The 16,831-nt window shown below is 44.9% G+C and carries 19 protein-coding genes; 13 read left to right on the forward strand and 6 right to left on the reverse strand.

The annotated features are described in order from the left end of the window. Positions 1-5: 5 nt before the first annotated feature. Both AC6RGY_RS10165 and AC6RGY_RS10170 read right to left on the reverse strand, forming a co-directional pair. Complete coding sequence (locus tag AC6RGY_RS10165) at positions 6-926, reverse strand: proline dehydrogenase family protein (protein WP_499862609.1); 921 nt, start codon at positions 924-926, stop codon at positions 6-8. Between the two features lie 203 nt (positions 927-1,129). Next, positions 1,130-1,606, reverse strand: coding sequence for an Hsp20/alpha crystallin family protein (locus AC6RGY_RS10170; RefSeq protein ID WP_499862611.1), 477 nt, complete (start codon positions 1,604-1,606; stop codon positions 1,130-1,132). A gap of 137 nt (positions 1,607-1,743) precedes the next feature. Here AC6RGY_RS10170 and gatC point away from each other — a divergent pair, with 137 nt between their 5' ends. From gatC to AC6RGY_RS10190, 4 genes are all read left to right on the forward strand, one after another. Then, complete coding sequence (gene gatC / locus AC6RGY_RS10175) at positions 1,744-2,034, forward strand: Asp-tRNA(Asn)/Glu-tRNA(Gln) amidotransferase subunit GatC (RefSeq protein WP_499862613.1); 291 nt, start codon at positions 1,744-1,746, stop codon at positions 2,032-2,034. A gap of 10 nt (positions 2,035-2,044) precedes the next feature. Further along, the gene (gene gatA / locus AC6RGY_RS10180) at positions 2,045-3,514 is read left to right on the forward strand and encodes an Asp-tRNA(Asn)/Glu-tRNA(Gln) amidotransferase subunit GatA (RefSeq protein WP_499862615.1); all 1,470 of its coding nucleotides are present in this window, start codon (positions 2,045-2,047) and stop codon (positions 3,512-3,514) included. Continuing rightward, positions 3,511-4,944 (forward strand): Asp-tRNA(Asn)/Glu-tRNA(Gln) amidotransferase subunit GatB, encoded by a 1,434-nt coding sequence (gene gatB / locus AC6RGY_RS10185; RefSeq protein ID WP_499862617.1) that lies wholly within the window; start codon positions 3,511-3,513, stop codon positions 4,942-4,944. Before gatA ends, gatB begins: the two co-directional genes overlap by 4 nt. A gap of 64 nt (positions 4,945-5,008) precedes the next feature. After that, positions 5,009-5,329 carry a hypothetical protein gene (locus AC6RGY_RS10190; RefSeq protein WP_499862618.1) on the forward strand — a complete coding sequence of 107 codons (321 nt, stop codon included), beginning with the start codon at positions 5,009-5,011 and terminating at the stop codon, positions 5,327-5,329. Here AC6RGY_RS10190 and AC6RGY_RS10195 read toward each other — a convergent pair. Next, the gene (locus tag AC6RGY_RS10195) at positions 5,326-5,856 is read right to left on the reverse strand and encodes a hypothetical protein (RefSeq protein ID WP_499862621.1); all 531 of its coding nucleotides are present in this window, start codon (positions 5,854-5,856) and stop codon (positions 5,326-5,328) included. The genes AC6RGY_RS10190 and AC6RGY_RS10195 overlap by 4 nt on opposite strands. Positions 5,857-5,948: 92 nt before the next feature. On the opposite strand from AC6RGY_RS10195, the gene AC6RGY_RS10200 reads away from it, so the two are divergent. Further along, positions 5,949-6,830: a YegS/Rv2252/BmrU family lipid kinase gene (locus AC6RGY_RS10200; protein WP_499862623.1), complete on the forward strand. Its 882-nt coding sequence runs from the start codon at positions 5,949-5,951 to the stop codon at positions 6,828-6,830. Positions 6,831-6,860: 30 nt separating this feature from the next. Continuing rightward, positions 6,861-8,231, forward strand: a complete 1,371-nt coding sequence (gene rlmD / locus AC6RGY_RS10205; protein WP_499862625.1) for a 23S rRNA (uracil(1939)-C(5))-methyltransferase RlmD — start codon at positions 6,861-6,863, stop codon at positions 8,229-8,231. Positions 8,232-8,415: 184 nt separating this feature from the next. Here the strand turns inward: rlmD and AC6RGY_RS10210 are convergent, their stop codons facing one another. Then, entirely contained in the window at positions 8,416-9,168 is a 753-nt protein-coding gene (locus tag AC6RGY_RS10210) for a helix-turn-helix domain-containing protein (RefSeq protein WP_499862628.1), read from the reverse strand. Positions 9,169-9,477: 309 nt separating this feature from the next. Between AC6RGY_RS10210 and AC6RGY_RS10215 the strand changes: the two genes are divergently transcribed. From AC6RGY_RS10215 to AC6RGY_RS10230, 4 genes are all read left to right on the forward strand, one after another. Beyond that, positions 9,478-10,701, forward strand: coding sequence for an O-antigen ligase family protein (locus AC6RGY_RS10215; protein WP_499862630.1), 1,224 nt, complete (start codon positions 9,478-9,480; stop codon positions 10,699-10,701). Positions 10,702-10,828: 127 nt separating this feature from the next. Then, positions 10,829-10,981, forward strand: coding sequence for a hypothetical protein (locus tag AC6RGY_RS10220; protein ID WP_499862632.1), 153 nt, complete (start codon positions 10,829-10,831; stop codon positions 10,979-10,981). Positions 10,982-11,003: 22 nt separating this feature from the next. Continuing rightward, positions 11,004-11,699 carry a 3D domain-containing protein gene (locus AC6RGY_RS10225; protein ID WP_499862633.1) on the forward strand — a complete coding sequence of 232 codons (696 nt, stop codon included), beginning with the start codon at positions 11,004-11,006 and terminating at the stop codon, positions 11,697-11,699. An 85-nt stretch (positions 11,700-11,784) separates the two neighbouring features. After that, positions 11,785-12,672 (forward strand): DNA-3-methyladenine glycosylase family protein, encoded by an 888-nt coding sequence (locus AC6RGY_RS10230; protein ID WP_499862635.1) that lies wholly within the window; start codon positions 11,785-11,787, stop codon positions 12,670-12,672. A gap of 10 nt (positions 12,673-12,682) precedes the next feature. On the opposite strand, the gene AC6RGY_RS10235 is transcribed toward AC6RGY_RS10230, so the two are convergent. Beyond that, on the reverse strand, positions 12,683-12,904 hold the full coding sequence (locus AC6RGY_RS10235; RefSeq protein WP_499862637.1) for a hypothetical protein: 222 nt from the start codon (positions 12,902-12,904) through the stop codon (positions 12,683-12,685). Between the two features lie 185 nt (positions 12,905-13,089). Between AC6RGY_RS10235 and AC6RGY_RS10240 the strand changes: the two genes are divergently transcribed. After that, the gene (locus tag AC6RGY_RS10240; protein ID WP_499862639.1) at positions 13,090-13,245 is read left to right on the forward strand and encodes a hypothetical protein; all 156 of its coding nucleotides are present in this window, start codon (positions 13,090-13,092) and stop codon (positions 13,243-13,245) included. Positions 13,246-13,303: 58 nt separating this feature from the next. On the opposite strand, the gene AC6RGY_RS10245 is transcribed toward AC6RGY_RS10240, so the two are convergent. Then, positions 13,304-14,617 carry a hypothetical protein gene (locus AC6RGY_RS10245; protein WP_499862641.1) on the reverse strand — a complete coding sequence of 438 codons (1,314 nt, stop codon included), beginning with the start codon at positions 14,615-14,617 and terminating at the stop codon, positions 13,304-13,306. A gap of 356 nt (positions 14,618-14,973) precedes the next feature. On the opposite strand from AC6RGY_RS10245, the gene AC6RGY_RS10250 reads away from it, so the two are divergent. Together AC6RGY_RS10250 and AC6RGY_RS10255 are read left to right on the forward strand one after the other, a co-directional pair. Then, positions 14,974-15,834 (forward strand): YitT family protein, encoded by an 861-nt coding sequence (locus AC6RGY_RS10250; protein WP_499862643.1) that lies wholly within the window; start codon positions 14,974-14,976, stop codon positions 15,832-15,834. A gap of 16 nt (positions 15,835-15,850) precedes the next feature. Beyond that, on the forward strand, positions 15,851-16,819 hold the full coding sequence (locus AC6RGY_RS10255; protein WP_499862645.1) for a mechanosensitive ion channel family protein: 969 nt from the start codon (positions 15,851-15,853) through the stop codon (positions 16,817-16,819). Positions 16,820-16,831: the final 12 nt, after the last annotated feature.

Consider the following 16,831-nt stretch of genomic DNA (forward strand, 5'->3'; position numbering starts at 1 on the left):
TATTACTATTTTTTAAATAAGCTCTTGAGGACGAACAGTGCATTGGCAGGTCGTTCGGCAATACGCCTCGTAAAGTAAGGGTACCAATCTTTTCCGAATGGCGTATACACACGAACTTTGAACCCTTCGTCAACCAATTGTCTCTGAAGGCTAGCGCGAATGCCATAAAGCATTTGGAATTCAAATTGATCCCGTGGAATGTGGTTTTCTTCTACGAATTGTTTGCTCCATTCAATAATCGCTTCATCATGTGTGGCGATGGCTGTATAACATTCATTTTGCAAATGAAGCTGCACAAGATCACGATATTTTTGATCCACCTCTTTTTTATCGGGGTACACCAGCTCGTCTGGCTCCTTATAAGCTCCTTTTACTATCCGAAGATTCACCTTTTGTTGACCTAACTTTTCAACGTCTGTTTGAGAACGGTATAGGTAGGATTGGATGACGACGCCAACAGTATTTTTTCCATATTCATCTAATAAACGTCTAAAAATGTCAAGGGTAACATTGATGCGAGGACTATCTTCCATGTCAATTCGCACAAAGTTATTTAATGCGTTCGCTTTTTCTGCAATTCGTTTCATATTTTCATAGCAAAACTCTGGATCGATATCCAACCCTAGCTGGGTTAATTTAACGGATACATTGGAGTTTGCCTGATGTGTGTGAATGGCATCGAAGATGGCGAGTACAGAATCAGTACAACGAATTGCCTCTTCGCGTGTTGTTACGCTTTCGCCTAACAAGTCCAAAGTGACAGCCAGTCCATCCTGGTTAAGCGCTTTCACAATTTGGATTGCTTCCTCTAATTGAATACCTGCAACAAAGCGAGCAGCCCCTAATTTCATGCCAATGCTGGATACGATTTTTGTGACGAGTGAGTTTCCTGCCACGGATAAGATGATTTTGCGCGACCAAGACATAGTTGCATCTCCTCCAAGTTAAGATGAATCGCATTTATTATACATGAACAGAGAGGAATCGCAATGGGAAAATAAAAACCTTAAGCAAAAAGCATGTTTGTGTATGATGATAAGATGGATCTCTAAGTAGAGGAAAAGCCTGTACGACGTCTAGAAAGAATGGACGAACCCCTTCTGCCATCTGTGTGACGGCAGAGGGGTGCTTAATCCAATCGTTCGACATCGATTGTACGATTAGAAAGGCTACCATCTTTAGGAATATGGATATAAACGACACCATTTTTCTGTTTGGCTTCAACGGCGTCCGGATTTGTATTGGGTGGCAGGGTAAATGTACGGAAAAAAGAGCCGTATTGTCGTTCCTGAATCCGCATTCCACTCTCCTGCTCTCTTTCGTTCTGTAGAGAACGTTCTCCCTTGATGGTGAGAATGTTTCCTTGCACCTCGATTTCCATCTCCTCTGGTCCTATCCCAGGTAGGTCAGCCTCAATAATATAGCGATCGTGTTCTTCTGATACTTGAAGAGAAGGCAGTGAGGGAGTGAAGGAGCTATTAAAAAAAGAGTCATCCAAAAAGCGCTTGAAAATACGGTCGATTTCTTGGCGAAACTGGGTGAAGAGATCCCATTCGCCCGGTGCTTGTGGGTGATTGTTACGATGCGATCGTTCTAATGAGCCCATGGGTATCCCCCCTTATCGCTATAAGTATATGTTAGTGGATAATGTCTGGTTCCATGAAGGACTAAGGTTGGACGCTATTTTGTGCTATACTGGCTTTAGAAAATGGACTGGCTTATTTTGATGGAGGTGACATTCACTTGAGTATTTCAACATCTGATGTGAAGCATATTGCCAAGCTGGCACGCTTAACACTGAACGAAGAGGAAGTACGCGATTATACAAGCCAACTTAATGATATTCTACAGTTTGCGGAAAAGCTGAATGAATTGGATACATCCGAAGTGGAGCCAACAAGTCATGTTCTTCCACTCATGAATGTACTACGTGAGGACGAAGTACGCCCTTCTCTGGATCGGCGTGAGGTGCTAAGAAATGCACCAGATCAAAAAGATGGCATGATACGGGTACCAGCCGTATTTGAGGAATAGGAGGGATACGATGTCGCTATTACATGAATCGCTTACAGACATACATAAACGGTTGTCTGCGAAGGAGATTACCCCTCTAGATTTAGTAGAGGCGTCGCTGAAGCGGATTAAAGAGGTAGATAGCCAAGTACAAGCTTTCTTATTCGTGGATGAAGAGGGAGCGCGTGCACGAGCGAAAGAGTTGGAAAATAAGAGAAGTGAAGTGGATGAGCATGGCTTGCTTTCCGCTTTACCAGTGGGCGTCAAAGACAATCACTGTACGAAAGGTTGGAAAACAACTTGTGGGAGCAAGCTCTTGCAAAATTATGAAGCCATCTATGATGCGACTGTGATAAAGAAGTTGCGCGCAGCCGATGCCATTATGATAGGAAAAACCAACCTGGATGAGTTTGCGATGGGTTCCTCCAATGAAAACTCCGGCTTCTTCCCTGTACGAAACCCATGGGATCTTTCACGTGTACCAGGAGGATCGAGTGGTGGCTCTGCGGCAGCTGTTGCCGCGGGAGAGGTTTATTTCGCATTGGGTTCGGATACAGGTGGCTCTATTCGACAACCGGCCGCCTTTTGTGGGGTAGTGGGACTAAAGCCGACGTACGGTTTGGTATCTCGCTACGGATTAGTCGCTTTTGCATCCTCTTTTGATCAAATTGGTCCTTTGACAAAGGATGTAACCGACTCCGCCTATGTCCTACAAGCGATTGCTGGACATGACCCGAATGATTCTACTTCTGCCCAAGTAGCACCAGCGGATTACGTCAATGCACTGACGGGCGAGATTAAGGGCTTAAAGGTAGGGGTCCCCAAAGAAATGATGGGGGAAGGGATTGATCCTGGAGTTAAAGCGAAAATCGAAGAGTCGATTCGTGTATTGGAGAGTCTCGGTGCAGTTGTAGAGGAAGTAACGTTGCCTCATTCCGATTACGCTGTTGCCACCTATTACCTGTTAGCACCGGCGGAAGCGTCCTCTAACCTCGCTCGTTTCGATGGCGTTCGTTATGGACAGCGCATTGAAGGAGAAAATTTGTTGGAGTTATACGAGAAGACGCGTAGCGAAGGGTTTGGTCCAGAGGTGAAGAGACGGTTGATGCTTGGAACGTATACCCTTAGCTCTGGTTACTATGATGCTTACTACCTCAAAGCGCAAAAGGTGCGAACGCTCATTCGACAAGATTTTGAGGCCATCTTTCAAAACTATGACGTCATTTTGGGGCCAACGACTCCTACGCCAGCCTTCTCAACTGGGGAGAAAGTGGACGATCCACTTCGGATGTACCTGAATGACATTTGTACGATTCCAGCCAATCTCGCTGGCCTTCCTGCGATCAGTGTTCCTTGCGGACAAGTGGATGGCTTGCCGGTGGGCTTGCAATTGATGGGGCCAGCTTTCTCGGAGGCCAAGCTACTCAATGTTGCGTATGCTTATGAACAAGCAGGCGAACGTCTGCCTAAACCTGTACTCGAAGGCGGTGTGGGTCAATGACGCGATATGAAACCGTCATCGGAATCGAAGTACACGTGGAACTATCCACGCAATCAAAAATCTTTTGTGGTTGTCGAACGCAATTTGGCGCAGAGCCCAATACCCAAACGTGTCCGATATGCTTAGGTCACCCGGGGGTTCTGCCCAAGTTGAATAAGCAAGCGGTTCACTTGGCGATGAAGGCTGCGATGGCTCTTCATTGTGAAGTAGCGGACGTCAGTAAGTTTGATCGCAAAAACTATTTTTACCCCGATTGCCCAAAAGCGTATCAAATCTCACAGTATGATCAACCAATAGGTGAGAATGGATGGCTGGAGATTGAAGTAGAAGGGGAAACCAAACGCATCGGCATCACTCGTGTTCATTTAGAGGAAGATGCGGGTAAACTACAACACGAGGAAGACGGCAAAAGCTCGCTCGTCGATTTTAACCGCGTGGGGATGCCGTTGATCGAGATTGTATCGGAGCCCGATATGCGTACACCTGCTGAAGCACGTGCCTATCTAGAGAAGTTGAAGTTGATTATGCAATATACGGATGTCTCTGATGTGAAGATGGAAGAGGGTTCGTTGCGTTGTGATGCCAATATTAGTTTACGTCCTGTGGGGCAATCTGCTTTTGGGACAAAGACCGAGTTGAAGAACCTCAACTCCTTCCGCAATGTGGAAAGAGCCCTTCATTTTGAACAAGATCGACAACAAGAAGTCCTTGAGTGTGGAGAAAAGGTGCAGCATCAGACGATGCGTTGGTTAGAAGAGAAAGAAGAAACAGTGGTTATGCGAAGTAAGGAAGAAGCACATGACTATCGCTATTTCCCTGAGCCCGATCTCGTTAAGCTCTCCTTGGATACGGATTGGAAAGAACGAGTGAAAAGCGAAATCCCAGAACTACCCGATGAGCGCAAGCTTCGCTATAAAACGGAGGCGGGTTTATCCGATTACGACACGGACATCTTGGTCTCTACCAAACCGCTTGCCGATTTCTTTGATCAAGTGGTGGCAGAAGGGGCAGAAAGCAAATTAGCAGCCAACTGGATTACCACTGAGCTACTTGGCTTTTTAAACAAGGAAGAGAAAGCACTCGGTGATCTTGCTTTAACCCCTGCTTCTTTGTCTAACATGATCCAGTTGATCCAGAAAGGGACCATTAGTAATAAAATCGCGAAAAAAGTCTTTAAGGAACTGCTCCTACAAGGCGGCGACCCTGAGCAAATCGTCAAAGACAAAGGCTTGGTACAGATTAGCGATGAAGGCAAGTTGGTTGAGGTGGTGGAAGCCGTGTTACAGCAAAATCCACAATCGGTGATCGATTATCAGAACGGGAAAGACCGAGCACTTGGCTTTTTAGTAGGACAAGTGATGAAGCAAACACGCGGACAGGCGAATCCACAAATGGTCAACCAAATGATTTTAGAAAAAATAAAGGCATAGAGAAACGTTGAAGCTGCCCACCTCATGTGGGCAGTCTCGATTTATTGAGGAAGAAGTGAGGTGAATGAAGATGGTAAGCATTCTCTATATCCTAATTGTCTTCTTGATGCTGGGAGGAGGCTTTTATCATCTAACAGTAGAGCCCCAGCCATTACTCGCTGTCCATTATTTTTCGATTGCGCTGTATTTCTTCGTGCTTGCCTTTGAATTTATCGGTCAACCCTTTCATCGAAGAACCTATTTGCTACTCGCGGCCATCTTGATAGGGAATGCGATTATTCAATTTTTCTACGCAGAGGAGAGCAATTATTTAATGGGAATTATAAGCCTGTTCTTTGCTTTCTTTGCCTTACAAGCCCAACGGCGCATACGAAAGTCCGATTAGTCACCAGTGGTTTGGGGAACCTGATTACTTGCAAGTTCATTCCAACGTTCTATACCAATGACGGATTGTGTAGATTGAAGAGTACATTGTAGTTGCTCTTCTGCAATCGAAGACCAGTGGAAGAGCGATTGAATAGCGGCTTTCTCCGTGGGAGCGATCTGAGAGCACGATTGATTCAATGAGCCGACGCGTGCCCGTTGATGGTTTCTTGTATAGTAGAGGCAATGGATCAAGGCAGTAAGTAGTTGGGGATGCCAATCGCCACAGTTGATGCGTTTGAGGCCACCATTAGCGGCTAAAAGATGATAAGCGATGGCATGATTTTCTGTGACGACAGGATTCCATATTGTACGCGAACCCGGATGCACGAGAAGGAGTTGTGATGTGAAGGAGAGAATCACTTCTTCCGCTTGGATGGTTTTCTGTAAATCGTTTATTGACTGGAGAATCCGTTGGTCAATGGTCTTTGTAGGTGATTGGACCTGCTCAGGTGGAGGAGACGGTTCATTAGACGAATGGTTGGTCATGAATTGGCACCCTCCATTTTATAGATAGATGATAGAGCTTTCACTTATCCTTAATCGGAATGGGTTACCATTAGACCATTGGGGGGAGAAAAATGAAGAAAGCACGATTAATATATAATCCATCTTCTGGAAGGGAAGCGGTGGAGCGAAAGCTCCATGCGATTTTGGGGAAGTTAGAAGAATATGGTCTGGAAACTTCCTGCCATGCAACGACGGGAAGCTGGGATGCGGCTGAAGCAGCGAAAGCAGCTGGCGAAAATGGGTATGATGTGGTGATTGCGGCTGGGGGAGATGGGACGGTACATGAAGTGGTCAATGGTTTGTCGCGCTTGGAAAAAAGACCACAATTGGGTGTGATACCGGCAGGTACAAGCAATGACTTTGCCCGTGCTTCTGGGTTGCCGCGGGATCTAATCGAGGCGTGTGAGGTAATTGGTAGAGGGCAAACGAAGCGGATGGATGTATGCAGGAAGGATGAACATTTCTTTATTAATGTTGCTGCGGCAGGCTCGCTAACGGAAGTGACGTATGAAGTGCCAAGCCGGCTCAAGACGCTCCTCGGTCAAGCGGCTTATTATGCGAAGGGATTGGAGAAGTTAGGAAAACTTGCGCAACCCTTTCCCGTAAAACTGACTACCCAGGCTGAACAAATGGAGGAAGAGTTGATTCTGCTGGTTGTAGCAAATAGCCCTTCCATTGGCGGTTTTCCCCGGTTGGCTCCACAAGCAACGCTGACGGATGGCAAATTGGATGTACTGGGTGTCCGGAAGTGTAGTCTACCTGAACTCCTACATATTATCAGCCTGCTATTACGGGGTGAACATCCACAGGACCCTCATGTGTTTTACTTTCAAACAGAGCGGGTCGAAGTGGCCTCCTCTTCTGACATGCATTTAAATCTAGATGGAGAATGGGGAGGGACGGTTTCCGGTTGTTTTGAGGTTTATCCCCATCATTTAGAAATTTTTTGCTAACAGATTGGGTTACAAGAAGGAGAGAGATCGATGAGTAAGCCACCGGTTCAGCCGGGAGAGAAGGTAACGGTTGAAGTGACTGGGCAAAGCCATTCTGGAGATGGTATTGGGAGGATTGATGGATTTACCTTGTTTATCCCCCAAGCGATCCCGGGGGAAATTGCCCAGGTAAAGGTAACAAAAGTAAAGAAGACTTATGGGCATGGACGCGTCCTTACATGGGAGAAGCAGAGCCCGGATCGAGTAAAACCCGATTGTGCCGTCTATGATCGATGTGGAGGTTGTCAGTTGCAACACGTATCTTACCCTGCACAGTTGGTGATGAAACGGGCACAAGTAATCGATCAATTTGAGCGGATTGCTAAATTGACAGACGTACAAATTCGGCCTGTCATCGGAATGAATCACCCTTGGGAGTATCGCAATAAGGCGCAGGTTCCCGTAGGAAAGCAAAAGGGACGCGTGATTGCTGGATTTTATCAGATGGGTACGCACCAGATTATCGATATGGATCAGTGTCCCATTCAACGGCCGGAAAATGATCAGGCCGTTCTGGCAGTTAGGGAGATAGCGCAAAAATGGGGTTTGTCTGTTTACAATGAGAAGACGCACCAAGGTTTATTACGCCATGTTGTTGTTAGAACTGGAACGAAGACAGGAGAACAGATGGTTATCTTGGTGACCAATGGAGAAAAGCTTCCTCATTGTGAGAAGTTGGTTCAAGAATTGCGTGAAAAACTTCCTGGCTTATGTTCGCTTGTGCAAAATATTCATCGACACAAAAGCAACGTGATTCTGGGGAAAGAGAATCGCCTCTTGTGGGGGCGAGAGTCTATTCGAGATCAGATTGGCTCTGTTACCTTTTCTATCTCTCCTCACTCTTTTTATCAGGTGAATCCAGAGCAGACAGAGGTTCTGTATGATCAAGTGAGGAAGTATGCTCAATTGACGGGCGATGAAACGGTGATCGATGCCTATTGCGGAATTGGGACGATCGCTTTGTACTTAGCAGAACATGCGGGTTTGGTTTATGGAGTGGAAGCGGTTCCTCAAGCGATCGAAGATGCGAAAAAGAATGCTGTGCTCAATGGTATGGAGCATGTCCACTTTGTAACGGGACAAGCAGAGGAAGTGATGCCGAGGTGGCATCAAGATGGGCTTTCCCCCGATGTGATTGTTGTTGATCCACCACGCAAAGGGTGTGCACCGGAGTTGCTGGATGCGATATCGCAAATGGAAGCGAAGCGGTTGGTTTATGTTTCTTGTAATCCTTCTACCTTAGCCCGTGATAGTCGTTACCTATGGGAGAGAGGATGGAAAGTGGAAGAAGTGCAACCGGTCGATATGTTCCCGCAAACCAGCCATGTGGAGAGTGTTGCCTTATTTACTAGAAAAAGATAATAAAATGCACTGGAATGGAGCCTTACCACTTTGCATTCGAAAGAGGATCATAGAGGCTTTTGAAGAAGGTTTTGCAATGGGAATTTGTTGCTCCCGGAAGGTGCATGCTCTATTTACATTGGGAAAGTGATGATGGAGGTGGAGAGGTTTCTCCTTTAGTCGTTCCGAAGCGGAGAAGCACTCTCTAGGAAATCCATCCACTGCGGATAGCGATAGCGACAGCTTCTGCACGATTTTTAGCCTGCAGCTTCTGTAGTACCGTATGAGCATATTCGTTAACCGTGTGTTCACTGATGGTTAAGTGATGTGCGATCATTTTGGTGCTCAAGCCGTTTGCGATCTGTTCCAACACCTGCTTTTCCCGCGAGGTGAGAGGAGATGGTTGCTGAAGAATCGGTGCAGATAATGGATAGATAAAGGGGCGGATAGCGATCAAAAGTTGTAAGTGCAGGGCTTCCAATAAAAGCATAAGTTCAGAAGTAGGATAGAAAGGGCGCCCACTCATGTCGAGGATGAAAAAGCCAATGTTTTTCTGCTCATACTGGTGATTGGGAAGTAAGATTGGGAGCAGATAGACGGAGGTTAAAGCGAAATGTTTGCTCCATTTTTCTGGGATGTAAGGGCTTACATTTTCGAAGTAGAGGGGACGACAATCGATTAGGTAAGGGGAGACGGTGTCGATTAATTCACTTGTACTAATTACCGAGCAGACATCTTTTGTTTTTACCTGGTAGGTATAGATATGAGAGCAATTGGCTGAATGAGTCGGGTTCCAGAACAAACATCCGCGGTCAAACTGTGCGAGCTCACTAATCACCCTTACTACTTGAGCTAACCGTTCTTGTAAGGTGTGTTTATGTAAAAGCATTTGTTCAAATGTTGTCCATGCTTGGAATAGAGAAAGTCTGTGTGGGCCATGCGCTTTTTGTACGAACAATGAGATAAACCTCTTTCTTTAGCATGATATTTAAGAGCCATCTACGAAAATAAGGGAGAAAAAGAGGGAGATACCCTATTTTAAAAATATAATATTATATATATTATGATTTGTCAAGGTTTTTATTATTAAGTATTTGACAATAAATTGTAATTATTAGGTGTTTTGCTGCTATCATATAATCATGATAAAATCATGTCAAATATTATGCAAGCCCTCAATCCTTGTGCGCGAACAAAAGGATATGGTGTTATAATAGGATGGTTTCTTGGTTGCCGATCTGGCGCGGACATACCTCTGGAGGTTCCTATGAAGAGAAGGTTAATGCTGTACATTCAATCCCGAAATGAAAAAGAACGCTTTTTAATTGCCTTATATATATCCATCTTGATTTCTCCTGTGATTCCAGTGCTTCTTTTATTATGGATGGGCATCAAAGGATTAAAAGAGAGACAGAAGTGGCGTGGGATAGCGTGGCCCGAAGCTTTTTTCCTCACACTTATTTGTGTGTCGATCGTCAGTTGGGTGGTAAATCCCTACTTTATATACAAAATCCCCGTTTTTATCCTGCCTATTGCGCTCTTCTTTCTGTATTTTTCTCTAACGAACTGGATTAAATCTTTGGGATGGACTTGGAAAGAGATCCAAACGGTTTATCTGATGTTTTGGTTGGCAGGTTTGTATCCCGCTCTAGTCGCTGTTTTACAGCGTGTAGGGTGGATCCCGATGGTGAAGGAACCTATCCTCTTTTTATTTGGATACTACCCTTTGCAAAATGCCCATATGACACGAGTCATTGGGACCTCCACCAATTCCAACTTGGCGGCAGCACTGTTTATCTGTTTGGCGCTCATCAGTATTTATGCTGCCTATGTATTGCAAAAGAAATGGCATAAGTGGTTTGCCCTCGCTTCTTTTTTTACCTATTGTATGGCTATTTGGTTTACAGGCTCGCGTGGCGCATGGGTTGGCTTGTTAATTGGTCTTTTGGTCCAAGTGTGGATGACTGGTAACCGCAAGCGTACGGTGGGCTTGTTTATGGGATTAGTGGCACTGGCCCTACTTGTATACACCAACCGAACATTAATACCGCGAGAAGAAACGCTATTTGCGACTGCGAAAGTGCGGATAGAAATTTGGCAAAACTCCTTTCTCATTTTTCTTGAACATTGGCCTCTAGGAACGTTACCTATTCGTTTTGGTGAGTTGTTTGCTGCACGTACGGGAGAGTATATCAATCATGCACATAACACTTTTCTCAGCGTAGCGAGTGAATACGGTGTCATTGGGATTATCGTCTTTTGTGTTTTAGTGGTTACTACTATTTCGCGGGCACGACGCTGGAGAAAATCTGCTTCCTTGCGAGTAGAAAAACGCTTGGCTGGTATGTTGACCTCCTTGATGGTGGCCCTCTTGAGTCATGGGATGTATGATCATCCCATCCAGACCCCTCAGATTGGACTTATTTTCTTCCTCAGCGTGATATGGATTCATGATCAATATGAACGATGCTGTACGGAACGAGGGGACTAGTGAAGGGCGAGATGGGAAGCTTCTGTTTAGATGACCTGCTGTTTGTTGTTGCGAAGATCATTATCGGCATTAGGTGAGTTCTCAAGGAAACGATAGGAGAAGGATGATGGACTGAGGGTGCTTCGGAGTGAAACTCTTACAAGTTCTCGTTATGGGGAACGGTGAAGGTATTGAGGGTTTTAGCGTGCTGTTGGTGGAAAAGAGAAATGGTTCGCCTCTCCTTGATAAAGTATACGAAGTTGAGGAGTTGGATATCCTGATAGATAATCTAGTGATCTAGTAATCTATGAGGAGGTCCACAAATGTACATAAAACGGGGCTTGTTACTTCTTGGTGTACTCGTTCTACTCTATCTATCTTCTCACGTGATAAAAGAGAGCGAGCCAGAAGTAGAAGCCAATGTTGGACAATTTCAAGTGGTGACGGTAGCTAAGGGAGATACCGTGTATGGACTAGCCAAGAAGTATCAGACTGATGTGGATACATTGGTAAAGATAAATGAATTGACCAATCCCTCTCTCATTCGTATCGGAGCGGAATTGAAGGTACCAAACATCCAGTCAGCAAGCTCAAGGCAAGTGGAAAAGCAAAAGTCGAGTGAGAATGATAAAGTAGCCACTACGCCGGGGGGCGATGCAGACAAAAAAGTGGAGGCAAGTGATGAAGCAGTTCCCGCTATGACACGAGGACACTCGCTGGGGGACTTTACTCTTACCGCTTATACTTCAGGACCTGAATCGACAGGGAAAAAACCTGGAGATCCTGGCTATGGCGTCACATCGAGTGGTGCGGATGCTGTTGAAGGGGTGACGATCGCCGTCGATCCTGACATCATTCCTATTGGATCACGGGTATATATTGAAGGACTAGGGTATTTTGTTGCACAAGATACGGGAAGTGCGATACAAGGGAAGCGGATCGATGTCTATATGCATGACGTAACAGCGGCCCGTCAATTTGGAGTGAAAAAAGGACATCAAGTAGAAGTAGTCAATTAGGTGATGAGCAACACGTAAGAAACGTGTACAATGGAGAAGAGAGAGCGTATACGAAGCTAGGGAAAAGAAGGGGGCCAAAGTGACAGTGAATACATGGGAATACCGACCACAGGTGCCCTATTCGTTTGCCAAGACGATGAGGCGCCTCCTTTCTTTTACAAAGACACGCTTCACCGAAAGCGATGGTCTCCATTACTGTACTCTGCGAACGACCAACCGCGCACACGTCATTGGATTTGGCTGGCAAGATGAACCAGAAGCCATGCTTTATGTACAGGTAGCGGGCAACCCTTCCTTGGAAGAACAGAAGGAACTGCAAAAGATGATTGGTCGCATGTTTTCACTCGATGTGGATCTTTCTCCTTTTTATCAACTTGCGAAAGGAGATCCCGTTTTACAGGGCATCGTGGAAAAGCGTTGGGGCTTTCACTTGGTGCGAGATGCATCCTTATATGAGTGTCTGATGCGGACGATTATTAGCCAACAACTAAATCTTTCATTCGCAGTCACGTTGATTGACCGTTTTGTGCAGTTAGCGTCTTCACCGATCCAATGGCAGGGAATCAGTCTTCCTGTCTTTCCAACGGCAGAGCAGGTTGCACGATTGGAAGTGGCAACATTGCAAGAGAAACAGTTTAGTCGGAGAAAAGCGGAGTACGTGATCGACCTTTCCCGTCAGATTGCAGATGGAAAATTGGATTTGGAAGGTTTGCGCTCGGTTGATAATGAGAGTGTATCTTCTGTTTTACTTCCTTATCGGGGAGTCGGAAGATGGACGGTGGAGTGCTTTTTACTTTTTGGATTGGGGAGAAAAGACCTATTGCCGGCTGCTGACATCGGATTACGAAACGCCATATGGAAGGCGTATGGATTAAGTGAGAAACCGTCAGAACAAGAAGTGCGCCAACGCGGACGAAAGTGGAGCCCTTGGAAAAGCTATGCTACTTATTACTTATGGGATTCACTTTCGTAAGATGGGTGCTTTAGGCGTCATGTAGGGCTTCTTTATACTGGCTGAGTAGCCTTTGTGCTTTTTGTTCGTCCTTTTTGGGAACAAGTAACTGATAGGTGGCAATGAGTCGCTTGCGGGAAACTTTAAGCTCACTGTAAATGTTGTGGCGATCAAGCTGGTTACGAAGGGAGTAAATTACGCGGGGTGTTCCTAGAGATTCGTGGATAACAACCATACGATCAAAAAATATCATGAACTGGCTCACCTCAAGTATGGTTTTTCCCTGATTCTTGTCTGTGTAAACATGTAAAAGGTTTGTTATAGTATATGCATACCATCTGCTATGTGTCCGTGGGTGTCTTGACGTCTCATTTGCATTAATATTACATCAAAATGACCAATTTGTAAAATGTCTGATAATTGGAGAGTGTAACAAACATGGCAAAAAAAACGAAACAAAAAAAGGCGAAAAATGAACACGTGGTTCCTCCTGTACAAGTTCTCTCTCGTGATTTGAAGCGACTGGGATTGTGGTTGGGGATCTCAACGGTAACCATATTCATACTTGCTTTGATTATTGGCTCCGTATTTTAATTGATAGCGAGGGAAAAACGAAAATGCCCCTGTTTAGTAACCTTACTAAGCAGGGGATTTAGGGTGTGATTTGCGCTTGCAGATCAATGAGTCGTAGTCGAATACCTGTCGGTGTTTCTTCAATGACCACAAGATTTTGTTCGTTTTCCGAAAGATAAAAGTGGAGAATTTGTTGCGGGGTCTGATACATAACTTTTTCCTCCATCTTTTGAGCCACCCGAACAATTTCATGGGATTGAGCGATCCAAACGCCACTAGGCTTGTAATAGAGAAAGTGAGGATTAGTTCTTTTCGCATGCGGGTAAACATCAAATACGCGCGATTGTTGTGTCTCTAGATTTAATAATTTCAACACACCATTCATTGTGTAGGATAGGTAAGTTCCGTTGTCACTGAGTGCCAAATGATCCAGTCCGGTAGGAAGTAAGTTTTGCTCGCTCTCCACATAGTGAAAAAGCTGGCGATCTTTCACATGGACGCGGGAGATTTGTGCTTTCTCATTGATGAGGGTTCCAGTAGCAAAAGTGTACGTATTGCCATCATCGCTCCATAAAGGCCGATGGAGAATCCAGCCTTCGTCTTTTGCGGTAAAAAGAGTGTGTTCCTCGTCGCTTTTATAATCCCACCATATGATTTTTTTACCGATAGGGTTGTTCAGTGTATATTCTTCATTCTGTACCATCAGATAGGTAAGGGCGTCACTATTGGGGACGAATGAAGCTCCTTGTCCAGAAATGTGTTTTACTTTTTGTCCACTCGGTGCGTGATAGAGATCTTGGCTTGCGACTAGTAGATGATGTTCCTGGGAAGACCATTGAATAAAAGTAGGATCTAGAAAGGCCTCCGTTGTGATCTCTTCTGAGAGTGGGACGCTTGTTTTTTGTTCAACGAGATAAACATGGAGTTTCGCTTGCTCTTCTTTTTTTTCTGCATATACAACGAATTGCCCACTAGGTGATGGCCAATAGCCTGCTAAACTTGTGGTAATGGATTTTGTCTCGTTTCGCTTTTTGTGATGGAGTTGAAGTGTCGTACTCTTACGTTGGACGATCCAAGCCGTATCTCCCAAAGGATGACGACTGTAATTTTTTCCGTAATATTGGTCGCCGTAACCATTTTTCAGCTCTTTCGCATCCAAATCGAGTATGTAGTCATGCTCAGAACCATCCTGTTTTTCGGCAGAGAAATAAAGACGGTTTTTTTCGAACTGGTGGGGGATGATCGATTCGAACTGCGCTTCCAGCAGGATTTGCTCATGTTGTGTTCTTTCTTGATAAATCCAATACATCCACCAAGCCGAACCGACCAGAATGAGGACCCCTATGACCAACCAAAATGGCTGTGATGATAGAGCTCGTTTCCCTATGCTCATCCGCTTCCCCCTTTCGCATAAAAAATGACCGGTAAGAATTGATCCTATTTCATTCTATTTTACTAGATAACGGATAAAATGCTATGGTAATTATTTCTATTATTGATTGATGAAACTTCCTTTCACTATTTGAAAACGATTCTTTAAGATTGGGATGAAAGCTCACCCTCCGCCACGCTACATGAGAACCTGGAACCTCCATGATGGCTGCTTTTATCCGGGGCGTGTGACACCAACCATGACGGTTTTCTATAAAGAAGGCTGAAAAATAAAGACACCCCATTTTGATATAATGGAGCAAAAGCGATCGTGAAAGAAGTGAATGCGAATGGCACTATTGGAGGAGTTATCGAACGATGAATAGTAACATATACCGCGCGTTTAAAGTGATACGAAAATGGGTAGTGCTGGCCCTAGGCAGTCTACTGGTAGCTGTTGGTTTGGAGCTCTTCTTGATTCCGAACCAAATTATCGATGGGGGAGTGGTCGGTTTATCCATCATCTTCAGTGAGATCACTCCTTTGTCCTTGTCCATCTATTTAATTTTGATTAACATTCCTTTTCTTTATTTGGGTTATCGACAGATTGGAAAGACGTTTGCCCTCTCAACTTTAGTAGCAGTCGGTCTCTTATCTATTTTTGTGCCGTTCTTCCATGAGATCCATCCGGCGACAGAAAACCTTTTCCTGGCGACTGTTTTTGGAGGCATTGTGATCGGAATTGGAGTGGGGTTGATCATACGTAATGGCGGATCTTTGGATGGGACAGAAATTCTCGCTATTCTCGGCAACCAGAAGTTTGGTTTTTCGGTAGGCGAGATTGTCATGTTTTTTAATATCTTTATTCTTGGTAGTGCTGGGTTTGTTTTCGGCTGGGACCGTGCCATGTATTCGTTGATTGCTTATTTTATTGCGTTTAAAGTGATTGATGTTGTGGTAGAAGGACTGGATGAATCCAAATCCATCATGATCATATCGGATAAACCAGATGAAATTGCAGAGGCGATTCTCTTTCGCTTAGGGCGTGGTGTCACGCATATCTATGGCAAAGGTGCCTATACGCAAGAACCGAAGGAGCTCTTGTACTGTATTGTGACCCGTATTGAAGTGGCAAAGCTCAAGAGTATTGTCACCGAACACGACCCCCATGCGTTTATAGCTATTGAGGATGTACACGATGTACTGGGTGGTCGCCTGAAGAAGAAATCTATTCATTAGGAGTGAAATGTTACGTATGACGTTCATGATTGATTTAGAGAAAGCAGAGAGTGGATTGAAAGAAACGGTGGATAAAACGATAGATAATCCGGGAGAGGCAGCGGAAAAGGTTTGGCAAGGAGGATTGGATTTGGTGATCTACCCTTCTGTCAAAGTGCTTCTAATTGTCCTTCTTGCCTACCTCGCATTAAAGTTTGCCAACCGTTTCATTAACCGTGTGTTTGAGTTGCGTAAGGATGGAAACAAGAATGTAACCCTTAGTAAGCTGATTCAGTCCACTGCTCGCTATGTGATTTATTTCCTTGCGGGTTTGATGATCTTGTACAGCGGGTTTGGCATTAATCCGGCTCCGCTATTGGCTGGTGCCGGGATCGTCGGGCTGGCCATTGGGTTTGGTGCGCAAAGCTTAGTAAAAGATGTGATCAGTGGTTTCTTCCTTATCTTCGACAATCAGATGGAAGTGGGAAACTACGTTGAATTGAATAGCGGAATTCAAGGGGTTGTAGTAGAGATTGGCCTGCGGGTTACTCAGATTCGCGCATGGGATGGACGTCTTCACTATGTTTCCAATGGGGAAATTACCCAAGTATCCAATTACAGTCGCGATGAAATGCGTCCTCTCGTAAATGTGACGGTTCCTTATGAAGAGGATGTAACCCATGTGTGGTCCGTGTTGGATGAGATCTGCCAAGATATTGGCCGTCGCTATGCTCCCTATTTGAAGGAAACTCCCTCTATCTTGGGGATTACTAGCATCGATGATCAAGGAACGCAATTTACCCTGATGACATTATGTGATGCGGATCAATATTGGTTTTTGGAACGTGAGATACGAAAAACGGTGCTGGAAGCATTTAATAAACAAGGATTGAGGCTGGCTTATCCGCGTCGTGTAATCGACTATGCCACTTCGACGGAATCGGACGGTTCCCTCATGCGAAAAGGTCCTTTTATCAGTAAAGATCACAAAGGAGAAGGGGAATAATCCCTTCTCCTA

The organism is Mechercharimyces mesophilus (genome assembly GCF_059818345.1).